This window comes from Pseudomonas sp. NFXW11 (assembly GCF_049887815.1).
GTDB lineage: Bacteria > Pseudomonadota > Gammaproteobacteria > Pseudomonadales > Pseudomonadaceae > Aquipseudomonas.
This window is the reverse complement of sequence record NZ_JAGEKI010000015.1, coordinates 13412-37304: the sequence shown is the minus strand read 5'-3', so window position 1 is coordinate 37304 and position 23893 is coordinate 13412. Positions and strand designations below refer to the sequence as shown.

The window sequence follows — 23893 nt, the reverse complement described above, 5'->3', positions numbered from 1 at the left end:
GGGACGCCCGGTTCCCAACCCTGCCCAGGCACCCACAGGTGCAGTGCTGCAAGCGTCGGACGGCCCCGTCGGCGTGACATTCGATCTGCCTATTCCAATAACCTAAAAAAAGGCGCAGCCCCATGTCAGGCAAAGGCAAATTCAAGCAACAACTCTCTCTGGTGGACCTGACCTTTATCGGTCTGGGTGCAATCTTCGGTTCCGGCTGGCTGTTCGCCGCCAGCCATGTGGCGGCGATCGCCGGGCCTGCGGGGATCTTTTCCTGGCTGCTGGGCGGCTTTGCCGTGCTGTTGCTGGGCATCGTCTACTGCGAGCTGGGGGCGGCCCTGCCACGGGCCGGCGGGGTGGTGCGCTATCCGGTGTTTTCCCATGGCCCGCTGCTGGGCTACCTGATGGGCTTCATCACCCTGATCGCCTTTTCCAGCCTGGTGGCGATCGAGGTGGTGGCGGCCCGGCAATACGCCGCGGCCTGGTTCCCGAGCCTGACCCAGGCAGGCTCCAGCAATCCGACCCTGCTCGGCTGGCTGGTGCAGTTCGGCTTGCTGTGCCTGTTCTTCTGGCTCAACTACTACAGCGTCAAGACCTTCGCCAAATCCAACAACTTCATCAGCCTGTTCAAGTTCATCGTGCCGCTGCTGGTGATCGCGGTGCTGTTCATCTTCTTCAAGCCCGAGAACTTCCATGTCCAGGGCTTTGCCCCGTTCGGCCTGTCGGGGATCGAGATGGCGGTTTCCGCGGGGGGCATCATCTTCGCCTACCTGGGGCTGACGCCGATCATTTCCGTGGCCAGCGAGGTGCGCAATCCGCAGCGCACCATCCCCATTGCGCTGATTCTCTCGGTGCTGCTCTCGACCCTGATCTACGGCCTGCTGCAACTGGCCTTCCTGGGCAGCATTCCCACCGAGATGCTGGCCAACGGCTGGAGCGGCATCAGCAAGGAATTCTCCCTGCCCTACCGGGATATCGCCCTGACCCTGGGGGTCGGCTGGCTGGCCTACCTGGTGGTGGCCGATGCGGTGATCTCCCCCAGCGGCTGCGGCAACATCTACATGAACGCCACGCCCCGGGTGGTCTATGGCTGGGCCCGTACCGGGACCTTCTTCAAGGTGTTCACGCGGATCGACGAGGCTTCCGGCATTCCGCGTCCGGCCCTGTGGCTGACCTTCGGCCTGTCGGTGTTCTGGACCTTGCCGTTCCCCTCCTGGGAAGCCCTGATTAACGTGGTTTCGGCGGCGCTGGTGCTGAGCTATGCGGTGGCGCCGATCAGTGTCGCGGCGCTGCGCAAGAGCGCGCCGCAGCTGGTGCGGCCATTCCGGGTCAGTGCCTTTGCCGTGCTCGGGCCGCTGTCCTTCGTGATTGCCGCGCTGATTGTCTACTGGTCCGGCTGGAGCACGGTGTCCTGGCTGCTGGGGCTGCAAATCCTGATGTTCGTGATCTACCTGCTGTGCAAGCGCCTGGTGCCCACCGCGCACCTGAGCCTGGGGCAACAGGTGCGCTCGTCGCTGTGGCTGATCGCCTTCTATGCCCTGACCATCGGTATTTCCTACCTAGGCAGCTTTGGCGGCATTGGCGCGCTGGCGCATCCCTACGACACCTTGAGCGTCAGTGGCATGGCCCTGTGCATCTACTACTGGGGCGCCCATACCGGGGTCAGCAGCGCCAAGCTGGTGCTCGATGGCGACGAGGTGGAAGAGCCGAGCGCGATTGCCGCAGGGGAGATGATTCATGAGCCTTAGTGGACGGATGCTGATCGGTGGCCGGGGGCTGTTCGGCAGCCAGGGCCGGTTGTATGGCATCGATGCAGCCAGCGGCGAGGTCTTGCAGCCGGCATTCGGTGGCGCCAGTAGTGCCGATCTGCAGCGGGCCTGTGCCCTGGCCCAGGCCGCGTTCGAGCCTTATCGGCAATTGCCGCTGGCACAGCGGGCGGCCTTTTTGCTGAACATTGCCGACAACATCCTGCAACTGGGGGATGAGCTGATCGAGCGCTGCCAGCTGGAAACCGGCTTGCCCCGGGGGCGCCTGGAAAACGAGCGTGGGCGCACCGTTGGCCAGTTGCGGCGGTTCGCCGAGCTGATCTCTGAGGGGGGCTTTCTCGGGGTGCGCATCGACCCGGCGCAACCGGCGCGCCAGCCCCTGCCCAGGGCCGATCTGCGTCTCAGGCACATCGGCCTGGGGCCGGTGGCGGTGTTTGGTGCGTCGAACTTTCCCCTGGCGTTTTCCGTGGCCGGCGGCGATACCGCCTCGGCCCTGGCGGCGGGTTGCCCGGTGATCGTCAAGGCGCACCCGGCGCACCCCGGAACCTCGGAGCTGGTGGCCCAGGCGATTGTCCGGGCGGCGCACAGCCAGGGCATGCCCGAAGGGGTGTTTGCCCTGCTGTTCGACAGCGGCCATGCCATCGGCCAGGGGCTGGTGGCCGATCCGCGGATCAAGGCGGTGGGCTTTACCGGCTCGCGCAGTGGCGGCCTGGCGTTGCTGCGGATCGCCGCCGCGCGGGCCGAACCGATTCCGGTGTATGCCGAGATGAGTGCGATCAACCCGGTGCTGCTGTTGCCCGGGGCCCTGGAGGAACGGGCGGAAGCCATCGCCCAGGCCTTTATCGCTTCCCTGACCCTGGGCGCCGGGCAGTTCTGTACCAATCCGGGGCTGATCCTGGCTGTGGACGGCGCGGCCTTGCAGCGCTTCGAGCGTGCCGCCGCCACGGCCCTGGGGCAGGCGGCGGCGCAGACCATGCTGACCCCGGAGATTGGCCGCCGCTATGGCCAGGGGGTTGCCGCCCTGGCGGCCCATCCGCGGGTCGAGACCTTGGCTCGAGGCCGGCCTGGGGCGGGCAATCAGGCCCAGAGCGCGCTGTTCGCCACCTCGGCGGCGGCCTTTATGCAGGCTCCCGATTTGCACGAGGAAGTCTTCGGTGCGGCGGCGCTGATCGTCCGTTGTCCGGACCGCGAAATCCTCGAGCTGTTGCTGCGTGGGCTGGACGGCCAACTGACCCTGGCCCTGCACCTGGGGGACGCTGATCTGCCCCTGGCCCGGCAACTGCTGCCGTTGTTGGAGCGCAAGGCCGGGCGCCTGTTGGTGAATGGTTTTGGCACCGGCGTCGAGGTGGCTCATGCCATGGTCCATGGCGGGCCGTTTCCGGCCACTTGCGACAGCCGCAGCACCTCGGTGGGCAGCCTGGCGATCCAGCGTTTCCTGCGTCCGGTGTGCTACCAGGACCTGCCCGAGGCGCTGTTGCCCGAGGAACTGCGCGACGGCAATCCGTTGCACATCCCGCAAACCATCGACGGCTGGGGGCCGAGCTGAAGGGCCCGTACTCTGCCGTGAGTAGTGTTTCAGCCATCCACAGGAGTGATTCCTGCACCTGATAAAGAGGCTTATCCATGTCCACTTCCATCACCCTGTCACTGGACGAAGTGCACAAGCTGTCGTTCCAGGTCCTGACCCGGCATGGCCTGTCCGATGCCCATGCCCGGGCCATCGCCGAGGTCATCACCCAGGGCCAGCGCGACGAGTGTCACTCCCATGGCCTGTACCGCTTGCTGGGCTGCGTGCGCTCGGTGCGCGAGGGCAAGATCGACCCTCGGGCCGAGCCCAGCCTGCGGCATGTTTCCCCCGGAATACTGGAGGTGGACGCGCATTACGGCTACTCCCTGCAGGGGTTCTACAGCGGCTTGCCGGTGCTGGCGGAAAAGGCCCGGGGCCAGGGGCTGGCGGCGATGGTGATCAAGCGCTGCTTCCACTTTTCCGCGCTGTGGCCCGAGGTCGAGGCGATTGCCGCCAAGGGCCTGGTGGGCCTGGCGATGAACCCCAGCCACAGCTGGGTGGCGCCCCATGGTGGCCGGCACCCGGTGTTCGGCACCAACCCCCTGGCATTCGCCTGGCCTCGGCCGCAGGGCCAGCCCTTTGTCTTCGACTTCGCCACCAGCGCCATTGCCCGGGGCGATATCGAGCTGCATGCGCGCCAGGGTACGCCGATTCCCGAGCATTGGGCGATCGATGCTGAGGGCCAGCCCACCACTGACCCCCGGGCTGCACTGCAAGGCGCCATGCAGACCTTTGGCGGGCACAAGGGCTCGGCCCTGGCGGCGATGATCGAACTGCTGGCCGGGGCGCTGATCGGTGACCTGACCAGTGTCGAATCCATGGCCTTTGACGAGGGGGTTGGGGCCACGCCTTGTCATGGCGAGCTGGTGCTGGCCTTCGACCCCAAGGTGTTTCTGGGGCAGGGTTATCAGGCGGGGCTGGAGCGGGCGGAACGGTTGTTCGGGGGGATCGCCCGGCAGGGCGCGCGGTTGCCGTCCCAGCGACGTTTCGAGGCGCGGGCGCGGAGCCTGGCGCAAGGGGTACAGGTGCCGCGGGAGTTGCTGGAGGAAATTCGGCGCTTGCTCTAGACACCGCGAGCCGGCTGCGGTGGTAGCAGCCGGCTCGCCGGGGCCGATCAGAAGCGCAGGCTGGCCGCCAGTTCGGCGGAGCGGCCTGGAGCGACGATGGCGAACATCCCCACGTGGGAGGCGTCGTAGTAGGTCTGGTCGGTCAGGTTGAGGACGTTGAGCTGCAGGTCCAGGTTGCTGTTGACCCGGTAGGCCAGCATCGCGTCGTAGCGCCAGTAGGCATCCAGGCTGCGGCTGTTGGCATCGTTGGTGTAGCGCTTGCCTACGTAGTTGGCCCCGGCGCCGACTTTCAGGCGGTCAGTGAGCAGGTAGGTGTTCCACAGCGAACCGCTGTTGGCGGCGATGAACTTGGCGCGGTTGCCGTCGAACCGGGTGTTCTTGCCGGAGGCGTACTTCACCGTGCGGGCATCCAGGTAGGTGTAGCCGGCCATGACTTCCCAGCGGTCATTGAGGTGCCCGCTGGCGCCCATCTCGAAGCCCTTGACCTCGACTTCGCCGTCCAGGGTCACTTCGTTGCTGATCGGGTCGTAGGTGCGAGCATTGCTTTTCTCGGTCTTGAACAGCGCCGCGGTCAAGGCCAGGCGTTCATCGAGCAGGTCCCACTTGGTGCCCAGTTCCAGGCTGCGGCTCTTTTCCGGGTCCAGGTTGCTGATCAGCCGACCGCCAGCGGCGCCATCGGCACCACCGGATTGCCCGGCGGTTTCTCCCGAAGGGTTGAAGGAGGTGCCGTAGGACAGGTAGAGGCTGCCGTAGGGCAGGGGCTTGAAGACCAGGCCGGCCTGGTAGGTCCAGATATTGTTGCGGTTGCTCTGCGCCGAGTCGCGTACGTGGTAGTTGTCGAAGCGCGTGCCCAGGTTCAGGTCCCATTGCTCGTGCAGGGCCAGGGTGTCCATGACATAGAGTGCGCGGTTGTTGTGCCGGGTTACCTCATGCTGGCCGTTGCCCCGTGGTACGGCAGCGTAAGGGGCCTTGGGGTTGGGGTGATACAGGTCGGCCGGGTCGGTCTCGCTGTTTTTCGGGGCATAGCGGTTCTTCACCTCGATGCGCTCGCGGGAGAACTCCAGGCCCGCGCTGTAGCTGTGGCCGATGCTGCCGGTGTGGAACTTGCCGAAGATGTCGCTCTGGTTGATCAGTGAGTTGTTGACCACGTTGCGCCCTCGCGCCGCGCCGCGCAGCACCACCCCGGCCAGCTCGTTGTTGACGCTGGCCGGGTCGGCGCCGAAGGTCGGCCGGCTCATCAGGTAGTCCTGCATGCTGCGGCCCTGGCGGGTGGTGTTGCGCAGGGTCAGGTGATCGTTGACGTCATGTTCCAGTTGCAGGGTGGCCAGGTCGGCCGAGGTCTTGCGGAAGTCGCGCTTGGCAAAGCCATAGGAGTTGTCGCGATCGACCTTCACCGGCTTGCCGCTGATGGCCGATACCGGGTGCCCCTGGTCGGGGATGTCGTCGGTCTGCATGTGGTAGTAGCTCAAGGTGGCGCGGGTGTCGGTGTTCACGCCGAAGGCAATGCTCGGCGCCAGGCCCCAGCGGCTCACCTCGACCTGATCCCGGCCCGGGGTGTCGGCTTCGTGCTGCATGGCGTTGAGGCGCAGGGCCAGGTTCTGCTGCGGCAGGTACTGGTTGAGGTCGAGGGTGGTGCGGCGCAGTTGATCGCTGCCCAGGCTCAGGCTGCCGGCGGCGTAGCTTTCCTGCTTCGGGGTCTTGCTCACCAGGTTGATGGTACCGCCAGTGGAGCCGCGCCCGGAATAGACCGAACCCGGGCCTTTGACGATTTCGATCTGCTCGACGTTGAAGGCTTCATGGGTCATGCGGCCAACGTCGCGGATGCCGTCGATCATGATGTCGGTGCTGGCCTCGAAGCCACGGATAAAAGGCCTGTCACCCAGCGGCGTGCCGCCTTCCCCGGCACCGAAGGTGATGCCCGGGGTGGTGCGCAGGGCGTCCACCAGGGTCGATGCCGCGCGCTCCTGCATCAGCGTCTCGGTGATGATGGTCACCGACTTTGGCGTCTCCCGCAGCGGTGCGGTGAATTTCACCGAGTCGGAGACATCGCGCTTGTAGCCGGGCCGGTGTTCGCCCTGCACCTGGGTCGGGGCCAGGGTGACGGGCACCGCCTGGCGGCGTTCGGTGTCTTCGGCTGTGGCTCCCAGGCTGGCTTCGCTGAGCGCCATCAGGCCGAGGGAGGTGGACCACAACTTCCAGGGTTGTGGACGAGCAGGACTGGACATTGAGATAGAGCCTCCGTTTTATTTGGAAGCGATTCTCATCTGCGAATTTATGTCATTCAATCGGAGCTATCTGAACAAGTGCGTCAGAAAGTGTATAGGCGCTGTCAGGCAATCCACGGTCTGGGTGATTTCCAGGAAACCTTATTCTCTGCCAGGCGTTTTCTTTTGCCGGTGGCTGCTGTTTCATGGGCGACCACCACCCTTGGAGATCATGGATGAACCTGCACCTGGAAACCCCTCGCCTGTTGCTGCGCCCACGCACCCTGGAGCACTTCGATGCCTGCCTGCAGATGGACCAGGACCCCGAGGTCACGCGCTTTATTCCGGGCACCTGGGACGGCGGCCAGTGGCACCGGGACTTTCTGCGTTCGCGCATGACCCAGGACTTCGGCCCGCGTTGCGGCTACTGGGCGATTTTTGCCAAGGCGGCTCCGGATGAGCTGCTGGGTTGGGTCTCGTTCATTCCCTTCGATGCCGTAGGGCCCGAGCTGGAGATGGGCTGGCGCCTGGTGCGGCGGGCCTGGGGGAAGGGGATTGCCTCCGAGGCGGCGCGGCGGATTGTCCAGCATGCCTTTGCCGACCCGCAGGTGCAGCGGGTCATCGCCGACGCCCATGTCGAGAATGCCGCGTCTCTTTCAGTGGCGCGCAAGATTGGTTTGCGGGTTACTCACGATGCCTTGTTCGAAGGTTTGCCGAGCCGGTTCTTCGAGATCACCCGCGAGGATTTCCAGCGCCAGCAAGCGGCGGACTGAACCCGGGTGAAGGAGCGGGGCGCCGTTGTCCGGCGCTCCGCAGTTCAGGCCTTAGAGGTGACGGCTGACCCACCACAGCACCAGGAAGGCGATCAGCGCCGCCAGGGCGGAGAGCTGGAACAGGTTGATCAGCCATTTCAGGCCCAGGGGGAAGTTCTTGTAGTCGCGCACATCCATGCCGCCATTGCGCAGGAAGAGATGGGGCATGGCGAACAGGCTACCGATGCTCACCAGCATGAACAGGCGGCTCAAGGGGTCCTTGCCCAACAGCGGCAGGCGAATGGCGATGACCCGGCAGCGGGCCAGGTGCCTGACCATCTCGTCGATCTTGAAGTAGCCCAGGTAAACCTGGATCACCAGGGACACCAACCCGGACATGACCACCAGGATCCAACCCGCGGTGTAAATATCTTTGGCGTTGCACATAGCTATTCAGTGACCTCCTCAAGCGTCGCGACCAGGCTTGTGCCTGATGCTCCTCCAGTGAGCCCCGGCATCCAGGGCAGCCGACCACCATAACACCCCGAAGTCAGGAGAGGGCGCAGGGCACTGCGGGGCCCGAGGAGACGTGCTCGGGCCCGCAATGGTGTGGAATGTGCTTGCGACTCTAGCCGAGCCCGGTGGACGCGAAAATGGGACGGGTACCAAAGCCTGCCGCTCAGAGCTTCGCGCAGCGCTCCACATCGGCCTGGGTAGTGACCTGGGTCTCGATGCCCAGGCGGTACTTGCAGTAGTCGATGATCATTTGCCGCTGTTCGCTGGTGAGCTTTTCCACGCGCCGGTAATCACCGTCGTTGGCGTGGATATTGAAGAACTCCAGGCGCAGGCTCGGGGACTTCTTGATAAACCAGCGGGTGTGGGTCTCGGCTTCTTCCAGCTCGGTGTAGTAGCCGACGTTGAGGACCACCAGCACGCCGAGGACCAGCAGCAGGATGAGTTTTTTCATGGCAGGGCGCCTTCCGTGGACAAGGCGGCGCATGGTTCAGGGTTTGCTTCGGTTTGGCAAGGGTTGGCTGCGGATGCGGCTGGTTCGGGAGCGTCGAGAGCGGTTTGACCTGGTTCAGCCAACTGACAGTCGCGGGCTGTTAAAAAGATCGGCGCCCGGTAGGAGCCGGGTGTTGTACAGGGGGCAATGGTCACAGCAGCTTCCCTTTGGCCACCGAGGCCACGGGCATTCAGGCAGGTTGTGACCCTGAAGAGCGATCCGCGGATCGCTCTTTTTTTTGCCGCTTGTTCAGACCAGGCCCAGGGCATTGGGCCAGGAACCGGGAAACACGGCCTGCACCTGAGCGCCGGACAGCCCCCAACTGTTGAGGAGCAGGCCGCCCAGCAGATCACGGTAGTTGTTGAGTACCGGATAGTCGCGATCCTGCAGCAGGTTCCGGGCGTTGACCGGCACTTGCTCGCCCGCCACGCGACCGCCCTGTACCCGTCCGCCCATGACCCAATACACGGTGCCGTGGCCGTGATCGGTACCCTTGGCGCCATTCTCGCGAAAGGTCCGGCCGAACTCCGACACCACTATCACCAGGCTGTCCTTCCACTGTTCGCCCATGGCCTCGGCAAAGGCCGCCAGCCCCTGCCCGAGGTTGCTCAGGTTGTTGGCCAACTGGCCCTGGGTGCTGCCCTGATTGATATGGGTGTCCCAGCCGCCGACATCGACAAAGCCCAAGCGATATTGTTCGCGCATCAGGCTGGCCATGCGCCGGGTCTGGGCGGCGAAATTCTGCGCATTGGCGGCGCCGCGATTGGCCGCGAGCATTTCATCCTGCAAGTCCCTGGCGACGTTGCGGCGCAGGGCCAGGCCATCGCTGGCCGCTGCCGCTTGAGGGGTGTGCTGGTACATGGAGGACAAGATGGCCGACTGGCGTTCGTCGAAGGCGGCCTTGCCGGCACCGCGCAGGGACAGGTTGGGAATGTCCTGGCCGCCCTGGAAGCACAGGGGCAGGGCGTCGGTGAAGGCAATTGGCTGGCTGCCGGGTACCTGCTGCGCCAGGCGCGCCAGGAAGCCGGAAGCAGAGTGCCTGCGCTGCTGGCTCGGCTGGCCGGATTCGATATTGTCCTGGGTCTGGAAATGGCTGCGGGACAGATCGTCGGTGCCGGCAAACGGCACAAAGGCGATCTGCTTGCGCTGCCACAGCGGGTACAGCGAATCCTTCAACACCGGGTTCAGGCCCCAGTGGCTGTCCAGGGCGATGGCGCTGTGCGGGTCACGCGGATCGGGGCGAGCAATGGCCAGGGTTGGCCGCGACTCGTAGTACAAATCACTGGTGTAGGGCACCAGCAGGTTGTTGCAGTCATAACCGCCGCGCAGGAACACCAGCAGGGTAGGCGGGGCCGAGGCGGGGGCGGCGAACAGCCGGGCGGAGAAACTCAGGCTGGGTAGGAGCGCAGCGGCCATGCCGGCCAGCAACACTTGACGACGATTCATGACAACTCCTGGGCCAAGGGCATGGCGGCCTTCCTGGAATGATTCAGCGGTTGTTGAAGTCTGGCGAAGACAGCAGGTAGGTGTTCCATTCCTGGGGCGAGGCGGCCTGCTCCAGGGCATTGCGGGTGGCGGCGGCAAGCTTCGGGGCAATGGCCTGGTAGAACAGTGGCGTGGTGATCAGCGGGAACCCCGGGCCTGGCAAGGTGCTGCCTTCGGCAATGAACAGGCGGTTGTCGCCACGGCCGATGGCCCGGGCGATCTCGAAGCGCTTGGCCATCTGCCCGGAGCTGGACCAGCCGCTGGACTGCAAGGGCCAGCCGTCCGGGGTGATGCGGCCGAACAGCGGCTGGCCCATCTGGTTGAGCCAGTTGAGCGGCGGTCGCGGGTTGGCCAGGGGCTTGCCGTCGTAGGCCAGGCGCAGGGCCGAGATCACGAACTGCTGCGGGTCCTTGAACTTGCCTGCGGCGCCTTGCAGCAGTTCCGGCGAACGCATCAGGGTGCCCATCACCTGGGCGATATCGCCATCCGTGTCGCTGAAGGTCTTGGCCATGCGTGCTACAAGCGCTGGTGGCGGGTGGTCGGCAACGAAATACTCGGCCAGCTTGCGGGAGATGAACTGGGCGCAGGCCGGTTGGCGGGTGATGAGCTCGACGGCCTGGGTGATCTCGTCGAAACCACTGCCGCGAATGCTCTGGCCCAGCAGTTGTTTATCGCTGAAGTCGTGGCGCTTGGGGTTGAACTGGAACAGCCCCTGTTCCACCACCAGCGCTTGCTGCGCTCGAGGAAAGCGTTGCTGTCGTCCATCCACAGGTGCCAGGCCGGCTCCGGTCAGAATCAGCGCCAGTTGTTGCACATCTTCCTGGCTGTAGCCGGCGCCGACGCCGAGGCTGTGCAACTCCATCAGCTCGCGGGCGTAGTTCTCGTTGACCTGGCCCTTGGCATTGTGCGCGTTGTCCAGGTATTCGAGCATGGCCGGGCTTTTCAGGGTGGCCAGCAACAGGTCCTTGAACTGGCCCAGGGCGTGGGGACGGATGGCGTTCTCCACGTAGTCGGCGGCCAGCAGCCGTACCCGGCCCTTGCCCTGGAACACGCTGAAATGATTGAGCCAGAACAGGACCAGTTGCTCCTTGAGCTGGTTGGGGCCGTACAGGGCATGCAACAGGACGCTGGCCTGGGTCTGCTCGAGGTAGGCCTTGGCCTGCTGGCGGGCCGCCTTCCGGGCGTCGTTCCTGGCGTCGCCGTCGGGCATCGCCTTGATCTGCAGTTGGCGCTGATGAAAATCCTCCAACAAGCGCTGGGCCGAGTTGTTCAGCGCCGGGGAGCTGCGTAGCAGGGCGTCGATGGCTGGCGGCAATGGTGCGTTCAGCCGATCCGCCAGTTGCGCGTCCAGCAGCCCCGAGCGGCCCAGAGTACGCAGGCGCTGGAGTTGGGCGGCGTCCAGGTCGAAACCGTCGCGGCGCAGCCAGGCAATATCCGCGGTATCAAGGGGCGTGGGCGCCGCGGCATGGGCCAGTATCGGCAAGCACAGCAGCACAAGGCTGCTCAGGAGCAGGTGCTGTTTGCATGAGTCAAACCATTGCATGGGCAAAGTTCCAGGGGGGAAGGGGCAGCGCCATTGCGTCGCAGGCCACCGCGCAATCTTCCTATCTATCGGTGAAAAGCGCTCTGGATCAAGCCTTTCAACTTAACCTTGAAGCAGTTGCCGTCGACCGTTCGTCCGACGGATGGAATTGGCAAGCACCAGTCAGTACGTCATGCTGTCGACGGATGTCGTAATGCCACTACCTTGGGCATGGCCCATTTCCCCGGTGGTGTTTTCCCCCTGCGATGGCGAGATAGGTTATTGATGAGTGTGTTGATCCTGGCTGAGGCACGGCATGCCCGATAAGGCGTTGGCCGAGGAGCAGCGTCTGGCTGCCCTGTATGCCCTGGAATTGCTGGACACGGCCCGTTGCGAGCGTTTCGATCGCATTTGCCGCCTGGCCGCCGAGTATTTCAAGGTGCCCACGGCGCTGATCACCCTGGTGGATCGGGATCGGCAGTGGTTCAAGTCGCGGGTGGGCTTCGTTGCCGAGCAGACCCCCATCGATCAGTCCTTCTGTGCCTACACGATCCAGTCCAGCGACGTATTCGAGGTGGAGAATGCCCGCCAGGACGTGCGTTTCCACCACAATCCGCTGGTTTCTGGCGATGACCCCTGCATAGGTTTCTATGCCGGTGCGCCGCTGATCACCTCCTCCGGGCATGCCATCGGCAGCCTGTGTGTCATCGACAAGCAGCCGCAGTCGCTGAATGCCACCGAACGTCAGCAACTGCGCGACCTGGCGTCCCTGGTGATGGATCAGATCGAGCAACGCCAGCGCCTGACCCGGCGCGACCCGGTCAGTAGCCTGGCCAATCGCGAGCAGTTTCAGAGCGACCTGTACGACCTGGCCGAGCAGCATCCAGGGGAGAGACGGGTGTTGGTGCTGGTGGACGCCGTGGACATGAGCGTGGCCCACGAGTTGACCCTGGCCATGGGCATGGCGCCGTTCGAAACCATAGTGCGCTTTCTCGCCCAGCAACTACTGGCCTACCTGGGACGGCATGTGCGGATCTATCACGTGTCGGTCAAGCGTTTCGGCTTCCTGCTGCCTGCCGCGCCGGGCATCGAGCGTTTTCTGGAAGGTTTGGTACGGCGCTTGCGACGCCAGCCACCGGGCCTGGAACTGCCGATGATTCCTGGCGTATGCGCGGGCACGGTGGAGTTCTCCACGGACCGTGATGCCGTGCCGGACGTGCTGCGCAAGGCCATGTTCGCCCTGGAACTGGCGGCCCTGGAACGCAGCACCTGGGCGCCCTACGACGTGGTACGGGACCAGGCCTACCGGCGCGCCTTCAACCTGGCCTCGGACATCAGCGAAGCCCTCGACACGGGGCAGATCTACCTGATGTTCCAGCCGCGCTTCGCCCTGCCCGACGGCGCCCAGGTCAGCGCCGAGGCACTGATTCGCTGGGATCATCCCTGGCTGGGGCCGATTTCCCCGGCGGAATTCATTCCGGTGATGGAGCGCAATGCCTTGATCCACCGGGTGACCCATTGGGTGATAGATGCCGTGCTGCATCGGCTGGGCAGTTGGAGTGCCAGCGATGTGCGGCGCTTGTCGATCAACCTGTCGCCCCAGGATTTCGAGGACCAGGACATCGCCGATGTGCTCGGCGACGCTTGCCGACGTCATGGCATCGAGCCCCGGCGCCTGGAGGTAGAAATCACCGAGGGCGCCTGGCTGCGCTCCAATCCCCGGGTGCTGGACCAGTTGAGCAAGATCCGCGCCCTGGGCATGGATGTGGCCATTGACGATTTCGGTACCGGCTACAGCAACTTCGCCTACCTGCACCAGATTCCGGCCAATGTGGTGAAGCTCGACAAGTCCATGGTCACCGACCTTGAGAGCAGCACCCAGCACCAGAAGATCACCCGTTCGGTGATCGCCCTGGCCCGGGAACTGGGGTACCGCACCGTGGCCGAGGGCATCGAGAGCTTCAAATGCCTGCAGCTGTTGCGCACCTTTGGCTGCGACGAGGCCCAGGGCTATTTCCTGGCCCGGCCCATGGCCCAGGAAAAGTTCCTGGCCCGCAGCGAAGCCGGGCGCTTTCCCTTGCAGCAGGGGTTCTAGCGGTGGCCGCCGCGCCTGTCGGGGCGGCGGTGGGGCTCAGCGTTGAGCGGATACCAGCAACATCATCGGTCGTTCCTGTTCTTCCTCCAGGGCCGGTAGCTCTAGCACTTGCTGGGCTGTCGGCCCCCATTCCTCGACATGGCGAATAGTGAAGCCGGTATCGATCAGGCTGTTGAGCAGGGTGCCGAGGGTGCGGTGTTGCTTGATCACCCCTTCGGCCAGCCAATGGGTCACGCGCTCGCCTTCCTGCTGGTAGCTGTCCAGCGGCCAGGACTTGCGACCCTCGGCGTCCACTCGCCAGCCGGGGTTGCGCGGCGCCATGAAGATCGGGTGCTCGATGGAGAACACCAGGCGTGCCCCGGGCACCAGGGCGGCGTAGACCTGGGCGAACAGGCCGCGCAGGTCCTTGATGTAGTGCAGGGCCAGGGAGCTGTAGGCCAGGCCGAAACTGCAGCTGGGCAGGCTCAGGTGTTCCAGGTCGGCCCGTTGATAGTCGATATTGCTGGCCGACGTGCTGGCGCGGGCGGTGGCCAGCATCTTTTCCGAAACATCCAGGCCCAGCACTTGCTGGGCCCCCTGTTCGCTGGCCCAGCGGCTGAACCAGCCGTAGCCGCAGCCCAGGTCCACCACCTTGAGGCCGTTCATGGCCGGTAGCAGGGCTTGCAGGGCCGGCCATTCCGGCGCCGCAGCGAGGCCACCGAGGGAGCGGCCCATCTGGCTGTAGGCCTGGAAAAAGGTCGGGTCGTCGTAGATGTTCTGGGTCATGTGAGGAGGCTCTTGCTGGTTCGTGTAGGGTCCTTGGGGCCAGGACTTGTGAGGCGAAACGGCTGAGGGGCTTCTCCCTCGGAGGGCACGACGCAGGTATCGTCGATGGCCGGGCAGGATAAAAAGGCGGATGCGCCAGTGATTCTAGCGAGTCTGCCGCCTGCTGTTCGCTGCGGGCGCGAGCTTTAACCTTTCTATACAAAATCCGAACACTTAGTGACGACGCTGCCTGGCACTGCTGCTTAGGCTGGAATCTGCAGCGCGTGGCGCTAGTGCCGCTGCGCTTACCATCAGATTGCTCAAGGGATTGCCCATGATGAAATCCGCCAAAGCCATGGCCAGTGGTGCCGTGCTGATGTTGGGCCTGGCCGGTGCCAGCCATGCCACGCTGCCAGCGCAGGCTGGGAGAAGTTGTGAGTGGCCGCCGCTGGGTCCACAGGTCCGGCAGTTGCCCGCACCAGGTGGCAGCCGGTGCGTGGGCAAGGCCGGGTTTGTCCTGCTCGACCCGGCACGGCGCGAGTCGTTCGCTTCCGAGCCCGAGGCTCGTCGGGAACTGGCGTTGAAGATCTGGTATCCAGTGGCCAACCCCGGCCAGGGCCTGACCCGCGCCGAATACGCCGAGCCCGAGGCCCTGGCTGCGTTGCAGGAGATCGACGGCAAGGTGCACATCGCCAGTCACTCACTGCGGGATGCGCCCATGGAAAAAAATCGCCAGTACCCGGTGCTGCTGTTTTCTCCCGGGCTGGGGGCGGTGGCCGAGTTCTACAGTGGCCTGCTGGAGGACCTGGCCAGCCGCGGCTATGTGGTGGTGGCGATCAATCACCCGCATATCTCCGGGATGACGGTATTGCCGGGTGGGCGAGTGATTCCGCTGCTCAAGGCCCTGGAGAGCGATGACCGCCTGACTGCAAGCGCCGCCCAGGTGGTGGTGGACGACCTGCGCTCGACCCTCGACTGGCTGCAGCAACGCCACCAGGAACCGGGCCACTTGCTGCAAGGGCACCTGGACCTGACGCGCGTCGGCGCCCTGGGGCATTCCTTTGGCGGTTCGGCGGCGTTGCAGGCCACACGGGTGGACTCGCGCCTGCGGGCGGCGGCGAATCTGGATGGCAGCATCCAGGGCGACCTGGCGGGGCCCTGGGTCAAACCGTTGCTGCTGTATGCGGCGGGCAACGATCCCCAGGACCCGAGCATGGAGCAGTTGTGGCAGGCCCATCAGGGCCCGGGTGTACGCAAGGTGCTGAAACAAGCCGGTCATCATGACTTCACCGATGGCCGCTGGGTACTCTCGGCCAAGGCGCTGGAGGCCATGGGCGATCAGTTCGGCCCTATCGACCGGGATCTGGCATTGCGCACATTGCGCCTGGAGCTTGGCGGGTTCTTTGCCCGATACGTGGCGCGGCGCATCTAGCCGCAGCGAATGGCGAGCACAAAAAAACCGGCCTGCGGGCCGGTTTCTTGTTGCTTATCGCGTCAGGTTGGATTGACGTCGATGGCTTGAATACTTGGAGCGGGTGAAGGGAATCGAACCCTCGTTATCAGCTTGGGAAGCTGGAGTAATGCCATTATACGACACCCGCTCGAACGGCTGACTTTGTACCAGATCTGCTTGGGGATTTGAAGTTTTTCTTTATCTGACCTGCATTTGCGTGCTGCGGTTGTCGCACGCAGGTGCGCCACCCGCCAGGAAAAATCGGTTTTTCATGGGCGGGTGGCGGCCTGTGGCGAGGTACTTTCAGATGGCTCGTGCATGCTGCTCCGGGAGGTGGCTGGATCGCGTGCGGCTGTCGTACTGACCCGGCTTGAGGAACTTCAGCAGTGCCTGGCGCGAGTCCTGGCAGGCTGCCTTGTGCTCCATGTCGAGAAAGTGCCCAGTGGCCTGGATGGTACTGAAGCTTGCGTGCTGCACATGGTTGGCGAACAGCCGGGCATCGTTGGCCGAGGTGTACTCGTCCCATTCACCATTGATGAACAGCACCGGTACCTGGATGTTTTTCGCGGCCTTGATATAGCACTGGCGGTCGCCGTTGAGCACGTGGCTGATATGGAAGTGCATCTGCCCGTATTCGTGCTCCGCCAGGCTGCTGACATGGCGATAGTTGAAACGCTTGAACAGCGATGGCAGGTGCTTGCCGATGGTGTCGTTGACCAGGTGGCCGACACGATGGCGATCGAGGTTGCCGAGGTAGTCGACGCCGCGCTCCAGGTAGTCGCGCATCGGTTCGTTGACCACTGGCGAGAAGGAACTGATCACCGCCTTTTCGATGCGTCGCGGCCCATGGGACAAGGCTTGCAGCGTTGCCGCGCCGCCCCAGGAGAACGACAGCACATGTTCGGCGGCGAAGTGCTCGATCAGCTCCAGGAGGATCTGCCCCTCGACTTCCTTGGTGAGCATCCGCTCGTGTTTGTTGTGGGCCTTGGAGCGCCCCGCATAGGGCTGGTCGTAGAGCACCACGTTGAACTGCGGGTGAAGATTTCGCACGGTCTGGGCAAATGACGCAGTGGTGGCCATTGAGCCGTTGACCAGAATGATGGTCTTGTCTGCGGCATCTGCGCGATAGAACTCCGTGTAAACCCGATACTGACCTTGTATATCCAGCACAGCGATTTCTGGCCTCATGTCATAAGACTCCTGGCAAGCGGGTATGCGCGCAACATTGAGTGTGCACGTGCTATGTGACAGGTAGGCATACGCCTGGAATTGGAGCCCATGTCGATCCAGTAATGCAGGTCGACGGGTTGTTGTTATTAGGCGGGCGATTCGCCGAAAGAATGCAGAGCAGGCAGGGCTCAGTCCGGCAAAAGGTTTCTTAGATGTCTGTTGGTGACTGGTCGGTCACATTTCGGCCGACGGACTGATTCAAGCAGGGCATCCCCGAACCTGCAAGTGCATTGGACAAATTGTTCGACAGCTTCTGCCAGGCGGTCGTCTAGCAGGGAATATCTTCAGATCAAGCTGAGTTCGCTGTCAGACAGAGGCCGGTATTCCCCGGGCGCCAGGCTTGGGTCCAGCGTCAGCGGTCCCATGCTTTCACGGTGCAGGCGCAGCACCTTGTTGTTGAAGTGGCCGAACATGCGCTTGACCTGGTGATAGCGGCCTTCGACGATGCTCAGCCGGGCACTGCGGGGACCGAGGATCTCCAACTGGGCGGGCAGGGTGGTGAGGTCCTCGAAGGCGAAATACAGGCCGCGGGCAAAGGTCTCGATGTACTCGGGGCCGATCGGTTGCTCGGTCTCCACGTAATAGATCTTGGGCAACTTGGTCTGCGGCTGGGTCAGGCGTCGTGACCAGCTGCCGTCGTTGGTGATCAGCATCAGGCCGGTGGTGTTGTAGTCCAGGCGCCCGGCGATATGCAGGTCTTGCGGCTGCGGTTCGTCCAGCAGGTCGAGCACGGTCCTGTGTTGCGGATCGCGGGTGGCACTGACGCAGCCCATGGGTTTGTGCAGCATGAAATAGCGCGCGGGCTTGCCGGCTTGCAGCACTTCGTCATCCAACTGTACATGGCTGAATTCGCGGACTTCGGCCTTGGGATCGCTCACCGCCTGGCCGTCGATGCGGATGCGTCGCTGCGCCAGCAACAGGCGCACCTGTTGGCGGTTGAAGCGTGGCAGGTTGCTGAGAAAACGATCGATGCGCATGGTGGTCAGTGTGCTTCTCAAGAGTCCGGCCGGTTACCGGCACGCAGTTGCGCATCGACCCCGGCGCAGCGCGGGCACAGGCAGGCGCTGTTGCGCAGTTCCGCGGGCAGGTCTTGGATAATGGCCGGGTCGATGCTGACGCTGTAGCACCAGCAGGCGCGGTCCGCCGTTCGCGGGTCGGCCAGGGTGCAGTTGTTGCGGGCACCGCAGGCGGGACAGAGGTCAGCTTTATTCATGGCTGGAGTGAGCTATTTCCACAGGGGGGCGATGGGCCTGCTCGGCATGGTTTCACAGAGGCGGGCAGGGTGTCTTCCACGCGCCTTGTGGTCAAGCCGATATCGACGGATTTCATGTTTCGGCCCTGGTGCGAGCCCGCTCCCGGCGCCGTGGCGGTGCTTTTTCAGCACGGCGCGGCGAACGGCTGATCCAGGCTCGAGGTAGTTGTATCAATGTATTACGAAAATCGCACCAGTGGGGGTTTTCGCGGTCAGATATTCCGTCAGCCGGCCCATTGCCGACTGCCGCCCGCCAGCGTCGCTGGCGTGGCTTCTTCGCGGTCCAGGAGGCCGCCATGTACCGTCGACTTCTGCTTCTTGCATTGCTGGGTTTGAGTCTTTCTGCGTGCGTCCCTTATTACGATGGAGGTTCCAGCTATTACAGCTCCGAGGTTTATAGCTCCCCTGCACCGATCTACTACGGCGGCGGCTCTTCCTATTATTCCGGTGGTGGCTATTACTCACCACGCTACTACCAGCCAGCGCCGCGCTACTACCAACCGGCGCCACGTTACTACCAGCCGCGGGCGGTGTATCGCTCGTACCCGAACCAGGGCTGGGGCGGACATGAGCGGCGTGGCAACTGGGGCAATAACAACTGGAACAACAATGGGGGCAGGGATTGGGGCGGTCATGGCGGGCGGGGCGATCATAACCGTGGTGACCGCGGTCGCGATGGTCGCGGCCATTGATGGATAGCTTCCAGGCCTGATCCATGGCGCCAGCCGCTGCCCCGCGAGGGAAGCAGCGGCTGGCGTTTTCTTAGTAGTCGCTCAGGTCTGCCAGGGGGTGGCGGCCTTCCCAGGCCTTGTGGAAGTGCGCCTCCACCACCGCTTCCGGCACGCTGTTGATATCCGCCCAGTGCCAGTGCGGCTGATTGTCCTTGTCGATCAGCCGCGCCCGCACCCCTTCGGCGAACTCCGGATAGCGGCAGCAGTTCAGGCTCAGGCTGTATTCCATCTGGAACACTTCGGCCAGGGACAGGTAGCGGGCCCGGCGAATCTGCTCCCAGACCAGGTGCGCAGTCAGCGGGCAGCCTTGGCTCAGGGTCTTGGCGGCCCGGCTAAACAGAACATCGGGGTGATTGTGCAATTGGCTGATGGCCCGCCAGGCGCAGGTCACGTCACTGACATCCAGCCATTCGTCGATCTGCTGCCGGCGTGGCAGCCACTGGGCCGCCGGCAACTGTGCCAGGGCTTCATGCTGCAGGGCCTTGAGCAGGCTGTTGAGTTGTCGCGGTGTCTGTTCCTGCCAGTTCAACTGCAACAGGCCGTCGATCAGCGCCTCTTGCTGTTCATCCAGCAGGAAGCGGTCGGCGAGGTCCAGGTCCAGGGCATCGCGACCATTGATATGAGCGCCGGTCAGGCCGAGGAACAGCCCGAGCTTGCCCGGCATGCGCGAGAGGAACCAGCTGGCGCCCACATCGGGGTACAGGCCGATGCTGATTTCCGGCATCGCCAGGCGGCTGCTGGGGGTGACGATGCGGATACCGGCGCCCTGCAACAGGCCCATGCCGCCCCCGAGCACATAACCATGGCCCCAGCAGATCAGCGGCTTGGGGTAGGTGTGCAAGCGATAGTCGAGACGGTATTCCGCGGCGAAGAAGTGCCCGGCCAGGGGCGGCACTTCCCCGGGCTGCGCCAGGCAGGCCTGGGCCAGGCTGCGCACTTCACCCCCGGCACAGAAGGCTTTGGCGCCCTGGCCTCGCAGCAGTACGCAGACCACCTGTGGGTCCTTGGCCCAGGCCTCGAGACGCTCGCTCAACTGCTGGATCATCGGCAGGGACAGGGCGTTGAGGGATTTTTCCGCATCCAGGGTGGCGATGGCGATGCGTGCGCCATCGGTGCCGGTGAGTTCTTCGACGTGCAGGTTCATCGTGACCTCGTGGGAGAATATGAGCGATCAGTATGATCGTCGGTAGGGAAAATGCCGGTTCTGTGTCAGATCAATTGACAAGCGAAGTCGGCTTTCCTAGGGTGCGGCCATTGTTTTTTCACGGGCATGGCCATGACTGCTGACGATCGTATCAAACTCGAACCGAGCTGGAAGGAGGCGCTGCGTGCCGAATTCGAGCAGCCCTACATGTCCGAGCTGCGGGAGTTCCTGCGCCAGGAACACGCCGCCGGCAAGGAAATCTATCCACCGGGCCCGATGATCTTCAATGCCTTGAATTCCACCCCGCTGGACCAGGTCAAGGTGGTGATTCTCGGTCAGGACCCGTACCACGGGCCGGGCCAGGCCCACGGTTTGTGCTTCTCGGTACAACCCGGGGTGCCAGCGCCGCCGTCGCTGGTGAACATCTATAAAGAGCTCAAGCGCGACCTGAACATCGACATCCCCAACCATGGCTACCTGCAAAGCTGGGCCGACCAGGGCGTGCTGATGCTCAACACCACCATGACCGTGGAGCGGGCCAACGCCGCGTCGCATGCGGGCAAGGGCTGGCAGTTCTTCACCGACCGGATCATCGAGGTGGTCAGTGCCCATCAGCCGCACCTGGTGTTCCTGCTGTGGGGCGCCCATGCCCAGAGCAAGCAGAAGCTGATCGACGCCACCAAGCATCTGGTGCTGACCTCGGTGCACCCTTCGCCCTTGTCGGCCTACCGCGGCTTTCTCGGCTGCGGGCATTTCAGCCGCACCAACAAGTACCTGGAACAGAACGGCGAAACGCCCATCGAGTGGCGCCTGCCGCCGGTTTGATCCGAGCCGGTTCGCCGGCTTGCCGGCGAACCGGCTTTCAATCCCTGTTCCAATACCGAAACAACGGCTCCGCCAGGAACAGCACGAACAACAGCCGCATCACCTGCATGGCCGTTACCAGCGGCACCGACAGCTGCAGGACCTCGGCCGTCAGGCTCATTTCCGCGATACCGCCGGGCATCATGCCCAGGGTCAGCGAGCGCAGGTCCAGGTGCGTCAACAGGCTCAGGGCCAGGGCCGCGAGGCCGGCGATCAGCATGCACAGGGCCGTACCGATCAAGGTCCGGCCCATGAATGAAGGCGCCCGACGAAAGAACTGCCGGTTGAAGTGACAGCCCAGGCCGCTGCCGATCAGCCACTGGCCCAGTTGGCTGGCGCCATCGGGCAGGCCGGTATGCAGGTCCCAGGCGATGCTCGCCGTGGCGCTGAGCAGCAAGGGGCCGAACAGCCAGGGGTTGGGTTGCCGCAGCCGTTGCCAGAGCCAGGCCAGCAGGGCCCCGGCCGGAAACAGCAGGGCCAGCCATGGCCAGTCGACGCTGGTGGCATGCAGGGCCGGGCTGCCTTCCCCCAGCAGGTACTTGAACGCCGCCGGCACACAGAGCACCACCGTCAGCACCCGCAGGCTCTGGCCGGCTGCCACGCGGCTGAGCACCGCGCCGTTGCGCGCGCCGAGGTTGACCATCTCCCCGGAGCCGCCGGGCATGCTGGAGAAGAACGCGGTGGCCCGGTCCTCGCCGGTGCGCCGCAACATCCAGACCCCCACCACACTGGACAGGCTGGTGACCAGGGCCCCGCAGAAGATCAGGCCGAAGTGGCTCATGACCTGTTCCATCACCTGCGGGGTGAAGTGCAGGCCGATGCCGATGCCCACCACCCATTGCCCGCATTTGCGCCCACCGGGAATTTCCGCCAGTTGCCAGGGCGAAAGGCAGCGCACCAGGATGATCGCCAGCAACGAGCCGACCATCCACGGCAGCGGCCAGCCGACCTGGCTGGCCAGGTAACCGCCAGCCAGGCCTACCAGGGGCGTGCCCCACCAGTGTTTGAGGCTGGCCTCAGACATCGGCCACGGCGCGCTGCTGGGCGGCACGCTTGCGCCAGATACGCAGCAGCGGCATCAGCAGCATGATCACCGTCAGCACCCAGACGCCGACGGTGATCGGGCTCGACCAGAGGATCTCCATCGCGCCATTGGAAATCGACAGCGCCCGGCGCAGGTTCTGCTCCATCAGCCCGCCGAGAATGAAGCCCAGCAGCACCGGCGACAGCGGGAAGTCCAGCTTGCGCAGGATGTAGCCGAAGATGCCAATGCCAACCATCAGGAACAGGTCGAAGGTGGTGGCATGCACCGCGTAGACGCCGATCCCGGTAATGATCGCGATTACCGGCACCAGGGCCCAGTTCGGCACCGCCAGGATGCGGGTGAACACGCGGATCATCGGGATGTTGAGGATCACCAGCATGATGTTGGCGATAAACAGCGAGGCGATCAGGCCCCAGACAATGTCCGGCTGCTGCTGGAACAACAGCGGGCCGGGGGTGATGTTGTACAGCGACAGGGCGCCGATCATCACCGCGGTAGTGCCGGAACCGGGCACGCCCAGGGTCAACATGGGCACCAGGGCGCCGCAGGCCGAGGCACCGATGGCGGTTTCCGGGGCCGCCAGGCCACGTTTGTCGCCTTCGCCGAAGGTGCCGCTGGCGCCGGCGATGCGTTTTTCTGTCATGTAGGCCACGGCGCTGGCCAGGGTCGCGCCGGCACCGGGCAGTACGCCCATGATGAAACCCAGCAGGCCGCAGCGAATGTTCACCGCGAACACCGAGGCCGCTTCCTTGAGGTTGAACATCATGCGTCCGGTGGCCTTCACCGCTTCCTGGCCGCGATGGGTCTTTTCCAGCAGCAGGAGGATCTCGCTGATGGAGAACAGGCCCAGCACCAGCACCACGAACTGGATGCCGTCGGTAAGGTGGATGTTGTCCCCGGTAAAGCGGTACACGCCACTGTTGGCATCGATGCCGACCGCCGACAGGAACAGCCCGATCAGCGCCGCGATAAAAGTCTTCAGTGGTCGGTCGCCGGCCATGCCGCCGAGGCAGACAATGGCGAATACCATCAGCACGAAGTACTCCGCCGGGCCGAAGGCAATCGCCCATTTGGCCAGCAGCGGGGCGAACAGCACCATGCCGCAGGTGGCGATCAACGCACCGATGAACGAGCTCCAGGCCGACAGTGACAGGGCCACGCCCGCCAGGCCCTTGCGTGCCATGGGGTAGCCATCGAGGGTAGTCATCACGGTGGAGGCTTCGCCGGGAATGTTCAGCAGGATCGAGCTGATGCGGCCGCCGTATTCGCAACCCAGGTACACCGCGGCCAACAGGATCAACGCCGACTCCGGTGGCAGCCCCAGAGCGAAGGCGATGGGGATCAGCAGCGCCACGCCGTTGATCGGCCCCAGGCCCGGCAGCAGGCCGACCACGGTGCCGATCAGGGTGCCGGACAGGGCGGTGACCAGGTTGTAGGGGCTCAGCGCAACGCCGAAGCCCTGGCCCAGATAACTCAGGGTATCCATATCAATTCTCCAGAACGTCGAGCAGGCCAAGGGGCAGGGGCACGTCCATGACCCGGTCGAACAGCCAGTACAGGCCGATGCTGATCAGGCTGACGACGATCAGGCTGGGTAGCCAGCGGCCACCGTACAAACGCGCCATGGGCACGCCGATCAAGGCGCTGGCGAGGATGAAGCCCAAGGGTTCGAAGGTGCCGGCGAACACCAGCAGCAGGACCACGCAGATGGCGATCTTGCGCAGGGTCTCGCGGTCCAGGGGCGGTTCGTCTTCGCTGTGCTTGATGGGCGCCGGGCGCCACAGCATGTACGCCAGGGCCAGGCCCATCAGCCCAAGCATCAGCAAAGGGAAGGCCCGCGGGCCCACCGGTTCGTAGGAAAAGGCCGCCTGGTAAGGCCAGGCCATCAGTGCCAGACCGGCACAGGCCAGCAGCAACACCGCGGCGAAGAGACGTTGAACGAGCATGGCTAACTCCCGGGCGCGGCCCCCGATGCGCG

At 64.3% G+C, this 23893-nt stretch carries 21 protein-coding genes and 1 tRNA gene; 8 read left to right on the top strand and 14 right to left on the bottom strand.

Features of this window, described 5'->3' with window-relative positions:
• Positions 1-122: 122 nt before the first annotated feature.
• From J4P02_RS21645 to J4P02_RS21635, 3 genes are all read left to right on the top strand, one after another.
• Positions 123-1736: an APC family permease gene (locus J4P02_RS21645; RefSeq protein WP_426194050.1), complete on the top strand. Its 1614-nt coding sequence runs from the start codon at positions 123-125 to the stop codon at positions 1734-1736.
• Positions 1726-3300, top strand: a complete 1575-nt coding sequence (locus J4P02_RS21640) for an aldehyde dehydrogenase (NADP(+)) (RefSeq protein ID WP_426194048.1) — start codon at positions 1726-1728, stop codon at positions 3298-3300. The genes J4P02_RS21645 and J4P02_RS21640 overlap by 11 nt, the downstream gene beginning before the upstream one ends.
• A gap of 77 nt (positions 3301-3377) precedes the next feature.
• Positions 3378-4388: an Ldh family oxidoreductase gene (locus J4P02_RS21635; RefSeq protein ID WP_426194046.1), complete on the top strand. Its 1011-nt coding sequence runs from the start codon at positions 3378-3380 to the stop codon at positions 4386-4388.
• 47 nt (positions 4389-4435) lie between these two features.
• Here the strand turns inward: J4P02_RS21635 and J4P02_RS21630 are convergent, their stop codons facing one another.
• On the bottom strand, positions 4436-6613 hold the full coding sequence (locus J4P02_RS21630; protein ID WP_426194044.1) for a TonB-dependent receptor: 2178 nt from the start codon (positions 6611-6613) through the stop codon (positions 4436-4438).
• Between the two features lie 215 nt (positions 6614-6828).
• Between J4P02_RS21630 and J4P02_RS21625 the strand changes: the two genes are divergently transcribed.
• Complete coding sequence (locus J4P02_RS21625) at positions 6829-7365, top strand: GNAT family N-acetyltransferase (protein ID WP_426194041.1); 537 nt, start codon at positions 6829-6831, stop codon at positions 7363-7365.
• Between the two features lie 51 nt (positions 7366-7416).
• On the opposite strand, the gene J4P02_RS21620 is transcribed toward J4P02_RS21625, so the two are convergent.
• The 4 genes from J4P02_RS21620 to J4P02_RS21605 all read right to left on the bottom strand — a co-directional run bounded on the left by J4P02_RS21620 (position 7417) and on the right by J4P02_RS21605 (position 11378).
• Positions 7417-7791 (bottom strand): hypothetical protein, encoded by a 375-nt coding sequence (locus J4P02_RS21620; RefSeq protein WP_426194039.1) that lies wholly within the window; start codon positions 7789-7791, stop codon positions 7417-7419.
• Between the two features lie 232 nt (positions 7792-8023).
• Positions 8024-8311, bottom strand: a complete 288-nt coding sequence (locus tag J4P02_RS21615; protein ID WP_426194037.1) for a hypothetical protein — start codon at positions 8309-8311, stop codon at positions 8024-8026.
• 288 nt (positions 8312-8599) lie between these two features.
• Positions 8600-9796 (bottom strand): DUF1501 domain-containing protein, encoded by a 1197-nt coding sequence (locus J4P02_RS21610; RefSeq protein WP_426194035.1) that lies wholly within the window; start codon positions 9794-9796, stop codon positions 8600-8602.
• 43 nt (positions 9797-9839) lie between these two features.
• On the bottom strand, positions 9840-11378 hold the full coding sequence (locus J4P02_RS21605) for a DUF1800 domain-containing protein (protein WP_426194033.1): 1539 nt from the start codon (positions 11376-11378) through the stop codon (positions 9840-9842).
• A gap of 295 nt (positions 11379-11673) precedes the next feature.
• Here J4P02_RS21605 and J4P02_RS21600 point away from each other — a divergent pair, with 295 nt between their 5' ends.
• Positions 11674-13452: an EAL domain-containing protein gene (locus J4P02_RS21600; RefSeq protein ID WP_426194031.1), complete on the top strand. Its 1779-nt coding sequence runs from the start codon at positions 11674-11676 to the stop codon at positions 13450-13452.
• Between the two features lie 36 nt (positions 13453-13488).
• On the opposite strand, the gene J4P02_RS21595 is transcribed toward J4P02_RS21600, so the two are convergent.
• The gene (locus J4P02_RS21595) at positions 13489-14217 is read right to left on the bottom strand and encodes a class I SAM-dependent methyltransferase (RefSeq protein ID WP_426194029.1); all 729 of its coding nucleotides are present in this window, start codon (positions 14215-14217) and stop codon (positions 13489-13491) included.
• A gap of 316 nt (positions 14218-14533) precedes the next feature.
• Between J4P02_RS21595 and J4P02_RS21590 the strand changes: the two genes are divergently transcribed.
• The gene (locus tag J4P02_RS21590; RefSeq protein WP_426194027.1) at positions 14534-15628 is read left to right on the top strand and encodes an alpha/beta hydrolase family protein; all 1095 of its coding nucleotides are present in this window, start codon (positions 14534-14536) and stop codon (positions 15626-15628) included.
• Positions 15629-15723: 95 nt separating this feature from the next.
• Here J4P02_RS21590 and J4P02_RS21585 read toward each other — a convergent pair.
• From J4P02_RS21585 to J4P02_RS21570, 4 genes are all read right to left on the bottom strand, one after another.
• Positions 15724-15797, bottom strand: a tRNA-Gly gene (locus J4P02_RS21585).
• Between the two features lie 155 nt (positions 15798-15952).
• Positions 15953-16837 carry an alpha/beta fold hydrolase gene (locus J4P02_RS21580; RefSeq protein ID WP_426194025.1) on the bottom strand — a complete coding sequence of 295 codons (885 nt, stop codon included), beginning with the start codon at positions 16835-16837 and terminating at the stop codon, positions 15953-15955.
• Positions 16838-17163: 326 nt separating this feature from the next.
• The gene (locus J4P02_RS21575) at positions 17164-17856 is read right to left on the bottom strand and encodes a pseudouridine synthase (RefSeq protein ID WP_426194023.1); all 693 of its coding nucleotides are present in this window, start codon (positions 17854-17856) and stop codon (positions 17164-17166) included.
• 17 nt (positions 17857-17873) lie between these two features.
• A complete protein-coding gene (locus J4P02_RS21570; protein WP_426194021.1) occupies positions 17874-18092 on the bottom strand; it encodes a cysteine-rich CWC family protein in 219 nt (72 codons plus the stop codon).
• Positions 18093-18427: 335 nt separating this feature from the next.
• On the opposite strand from J4P02_RS21570, the gene J4P02_RS21565 reads away from it, so the two are divergent.
• Positions 18428-18823 carry a hypothetical protein gene (locus J4P02_RS21565; RefSeq protein ID WP_426194019.1) on the top strand — a complete coding sequence of 132 codons (396 nt, stop codon included), beginning with the start codon at positions 18428-18430 and terminating at the stop codon, positions 18821-18823.
• 70 nt (positions 18824-18893) lie between these two features.
• Here J4P02_RS21565 and J4P02_RS21560 read toward each other — a convergent pair whose 3' ends face one another.
• Entirely contained in the window at positions 18894-20006 is a 1113-nt protein-coding gene (locus J4P02_RS21560) for an enoyl-CoA hydratase/isomerase family protein (RefSeq protein WP_426194017.1), read from the bottom strand.
• A gap of 132 nt (positions 20007-20138) precedes the next feature.
• Here J4P02_RS21560 and ung point away from each other — a divergent pair, with 132 nt between their 5' ends.
• Complete coding sequence (gene ung, locus J4P02_RS21555; RefSeq protein WP_426194015.1) at positions 20139-20831, top strand: uracil-DNA glycosylase; 693 nt, start codon at positions 20139-20141, stop codon at positions 20829-20831.
• 37 nt (positions 20832-20868) lie between these two features.
• Here ung and J4P02_RS21550 read toward each other — a convergent pair whose 3' ends face one another.
• The 3 genes from J4P02_RS21550 to J4P02_RS21540 are packed head-to-tail and all read right to left on the bottom strand — an operon-like array spanning position 20869 to position 23861.
• Positions 20869-21894: an AbrB family transcriptional regulator gene (locus tag J4P02_RS21550; RefSeq protein WP_426194013.1), complete on the bottom strand. Its 1026-nt coding sequence runs from the start codon at positions 21892-21894 to the stop codon at positions 20869-20871.
• Positions 21887-23401 carry a tripartite tricarboxylate transporter permease gene (locus J4P02_RS21545; protein ID WP_426194011.1) on the bottom strand — a complete coding sequence of 505 codons (1515 nt, stop codon included), beginning with the start codon at positions 23399-23401 and terminating at the stop codon, positions 21887-21889. The genes J4P02_RS21550 and J4P02_RS21545 overlap by 8 nt, the downstream gene beginning before the upstream one ends.
• Before the next feature lies 1 nt (position 23402).
• Positions 23403-23861, bottom strand: coding sequence for a tripartite tricarboxylate transporter TctB family protein (locus tag J4P02_RS21540; protein WP_426194009.1), 459 nt, complete (start codon positions 23859-23861; stop codon positions 23403-23405).
• Between the last annotated feature and the right edge of the window lie 32 nt (positions 23862-23893).

Coding starts and splice junctions, on each gene's coding strand:
- J4P02_RS21595 (WP_426194029.1), bottom strand. CDS start 14,217: ATGACCCAGAACATCTACGACGACCCGACCTTTTTCCAGGCCTACAGC.
- J4P02_RS21625 (WP_426194041.1), top strand. CDS start 6,829: ATGAACCTGCACCTGGAAACCCCTCGCCTGTTGCTGCGCCCACGCACC.
- J4P02_RS21590 (WP_426194027.1), top strand. CDS start 14,534: ATGAAATCCGCCAAAGCCATGGCCAGTGGTGCCGTGCTGATGTTGGGC.
- J4P02_RS21550 (WP_426194013.1), bottom strand. CDS start 21,894: ATGTCTGAGGCCAGCCTCAAACACTGGTGGGGCACGCCCCTGGTAGGC.
- J4P02_RS21635 (WP_426194046.1), top strand. CDS start 3,378: ATGTCCACTTCCATCACCCTGTCACTGGACGAAGTGCACAAGCTGTCG.
- J4P02_RS21610 (WP_426194035.1), bottom strand. CDS start 9,796: ATGAATCGTCGTCAAGTGTTGCTGGCCGGCATGGCCGCTGCGCTCCTA.
- J4P02_RS21540 (WP_426194009.1), bottom strand. CDS start 23,861: ATGCTCGTTCAACGTCTCTTCGCCGCGGTGTTGCTGCTGGCCTGTGCC.
- J4P02_RS21615 (WP_426194037.1), bottom strand. CDS start 8,311: ATGAAAAAACTCATCCTGCTGCTGGTCCTCGGCGTGCTGGTGGTCCTC.
- J4P02_RS21575 (WP_426194023.1), bottom strand. CDS start 17,856: ATGCGCATCGATCGTTTTCTCAGCAACCTGCCACGCTTCAACCGCCAA.
- J4P02_RS21640 (WP_426194048.1), top strand. CDS start 1,726: ATGAGCCTTAGTGGACGGATGCTGATCGGTGGCCGGGGGCTGTTCGGC.
- J4P02_RS21570 (WP_426194021.1), bottom strand. CDS start 18,092: ATGAATAAAGCTGACCTCTGTCCCGCCTGCGGTGCCCGCAACAACTGC.
- J4P02_RS21620 (WP_426194039.1), bottom strand. CDS start 7,791: ATGTGCAACGCCAAAGATATTTACACCGCGGGTTGGATCCTGGTGGTC.
- J4P02_RS21565 (WP_426194019.1), top strand. CDS start 18,428: ATGTACCGTCGACTTCTGCTTCTTGCATTGCTGGGTTTGAGTCTTTCT.
- J4P02_RS21645 (WP_426194050.1), top strand. CDS start 123: ATGTCAGGCAAAGGCAAATTCAAGCAACAACTCTCTCTGGTGGACCTG.
- J4P02_RS21600 (WP_426194031.1), top strand. CDS start 11,674: ATGCCCGATAAGGCGTTGGCCGAGGAGCAGCGTCTGGCTGCCCTGTAT.
- J4P02_RS21545 (WP_426194011.1), bottom strand. CDS start 23,401: ATGGATACCCTGAGTTATCTGGGCCAGGGCTTCGGCGTTGCGCTGAGC.
- ung (WP_426194015.1), top strand. CDS start 20,139: ATGACTGCTGACGATCGTATCAAACTCGAACCGAGCTGGAAGGAGGCG.
- J4P02_RS21630 (WP_426194044.1), bottom strand. CDS start 6,613: ATGTCCAGTCCTGCTCGTCCACAACCCTGGAAGTTGTGGTCCACCTCC.
- J4P02_RS21580 (WP_426194025.1), bottom strand. CDS start 16,837: ATGAGGCCAGAAATCGCTGTGCTGGATATACAAGGTCAGTATCGGGTT.
- J4P02_RS21560 (WP_426194017.1), bottom strand. CDS start 20,006: ATGAACCTGCACGTCGAAGAACTCACCGGCACCGATGGCGCACGCATC.
- J4P02_RS21605 (WP_426194033.1), bottom strand. CDS start 11,378: ATGCAATGGTTTGACTCATGCAAACAGCACCTGCTCCTGAGCAGCCTT.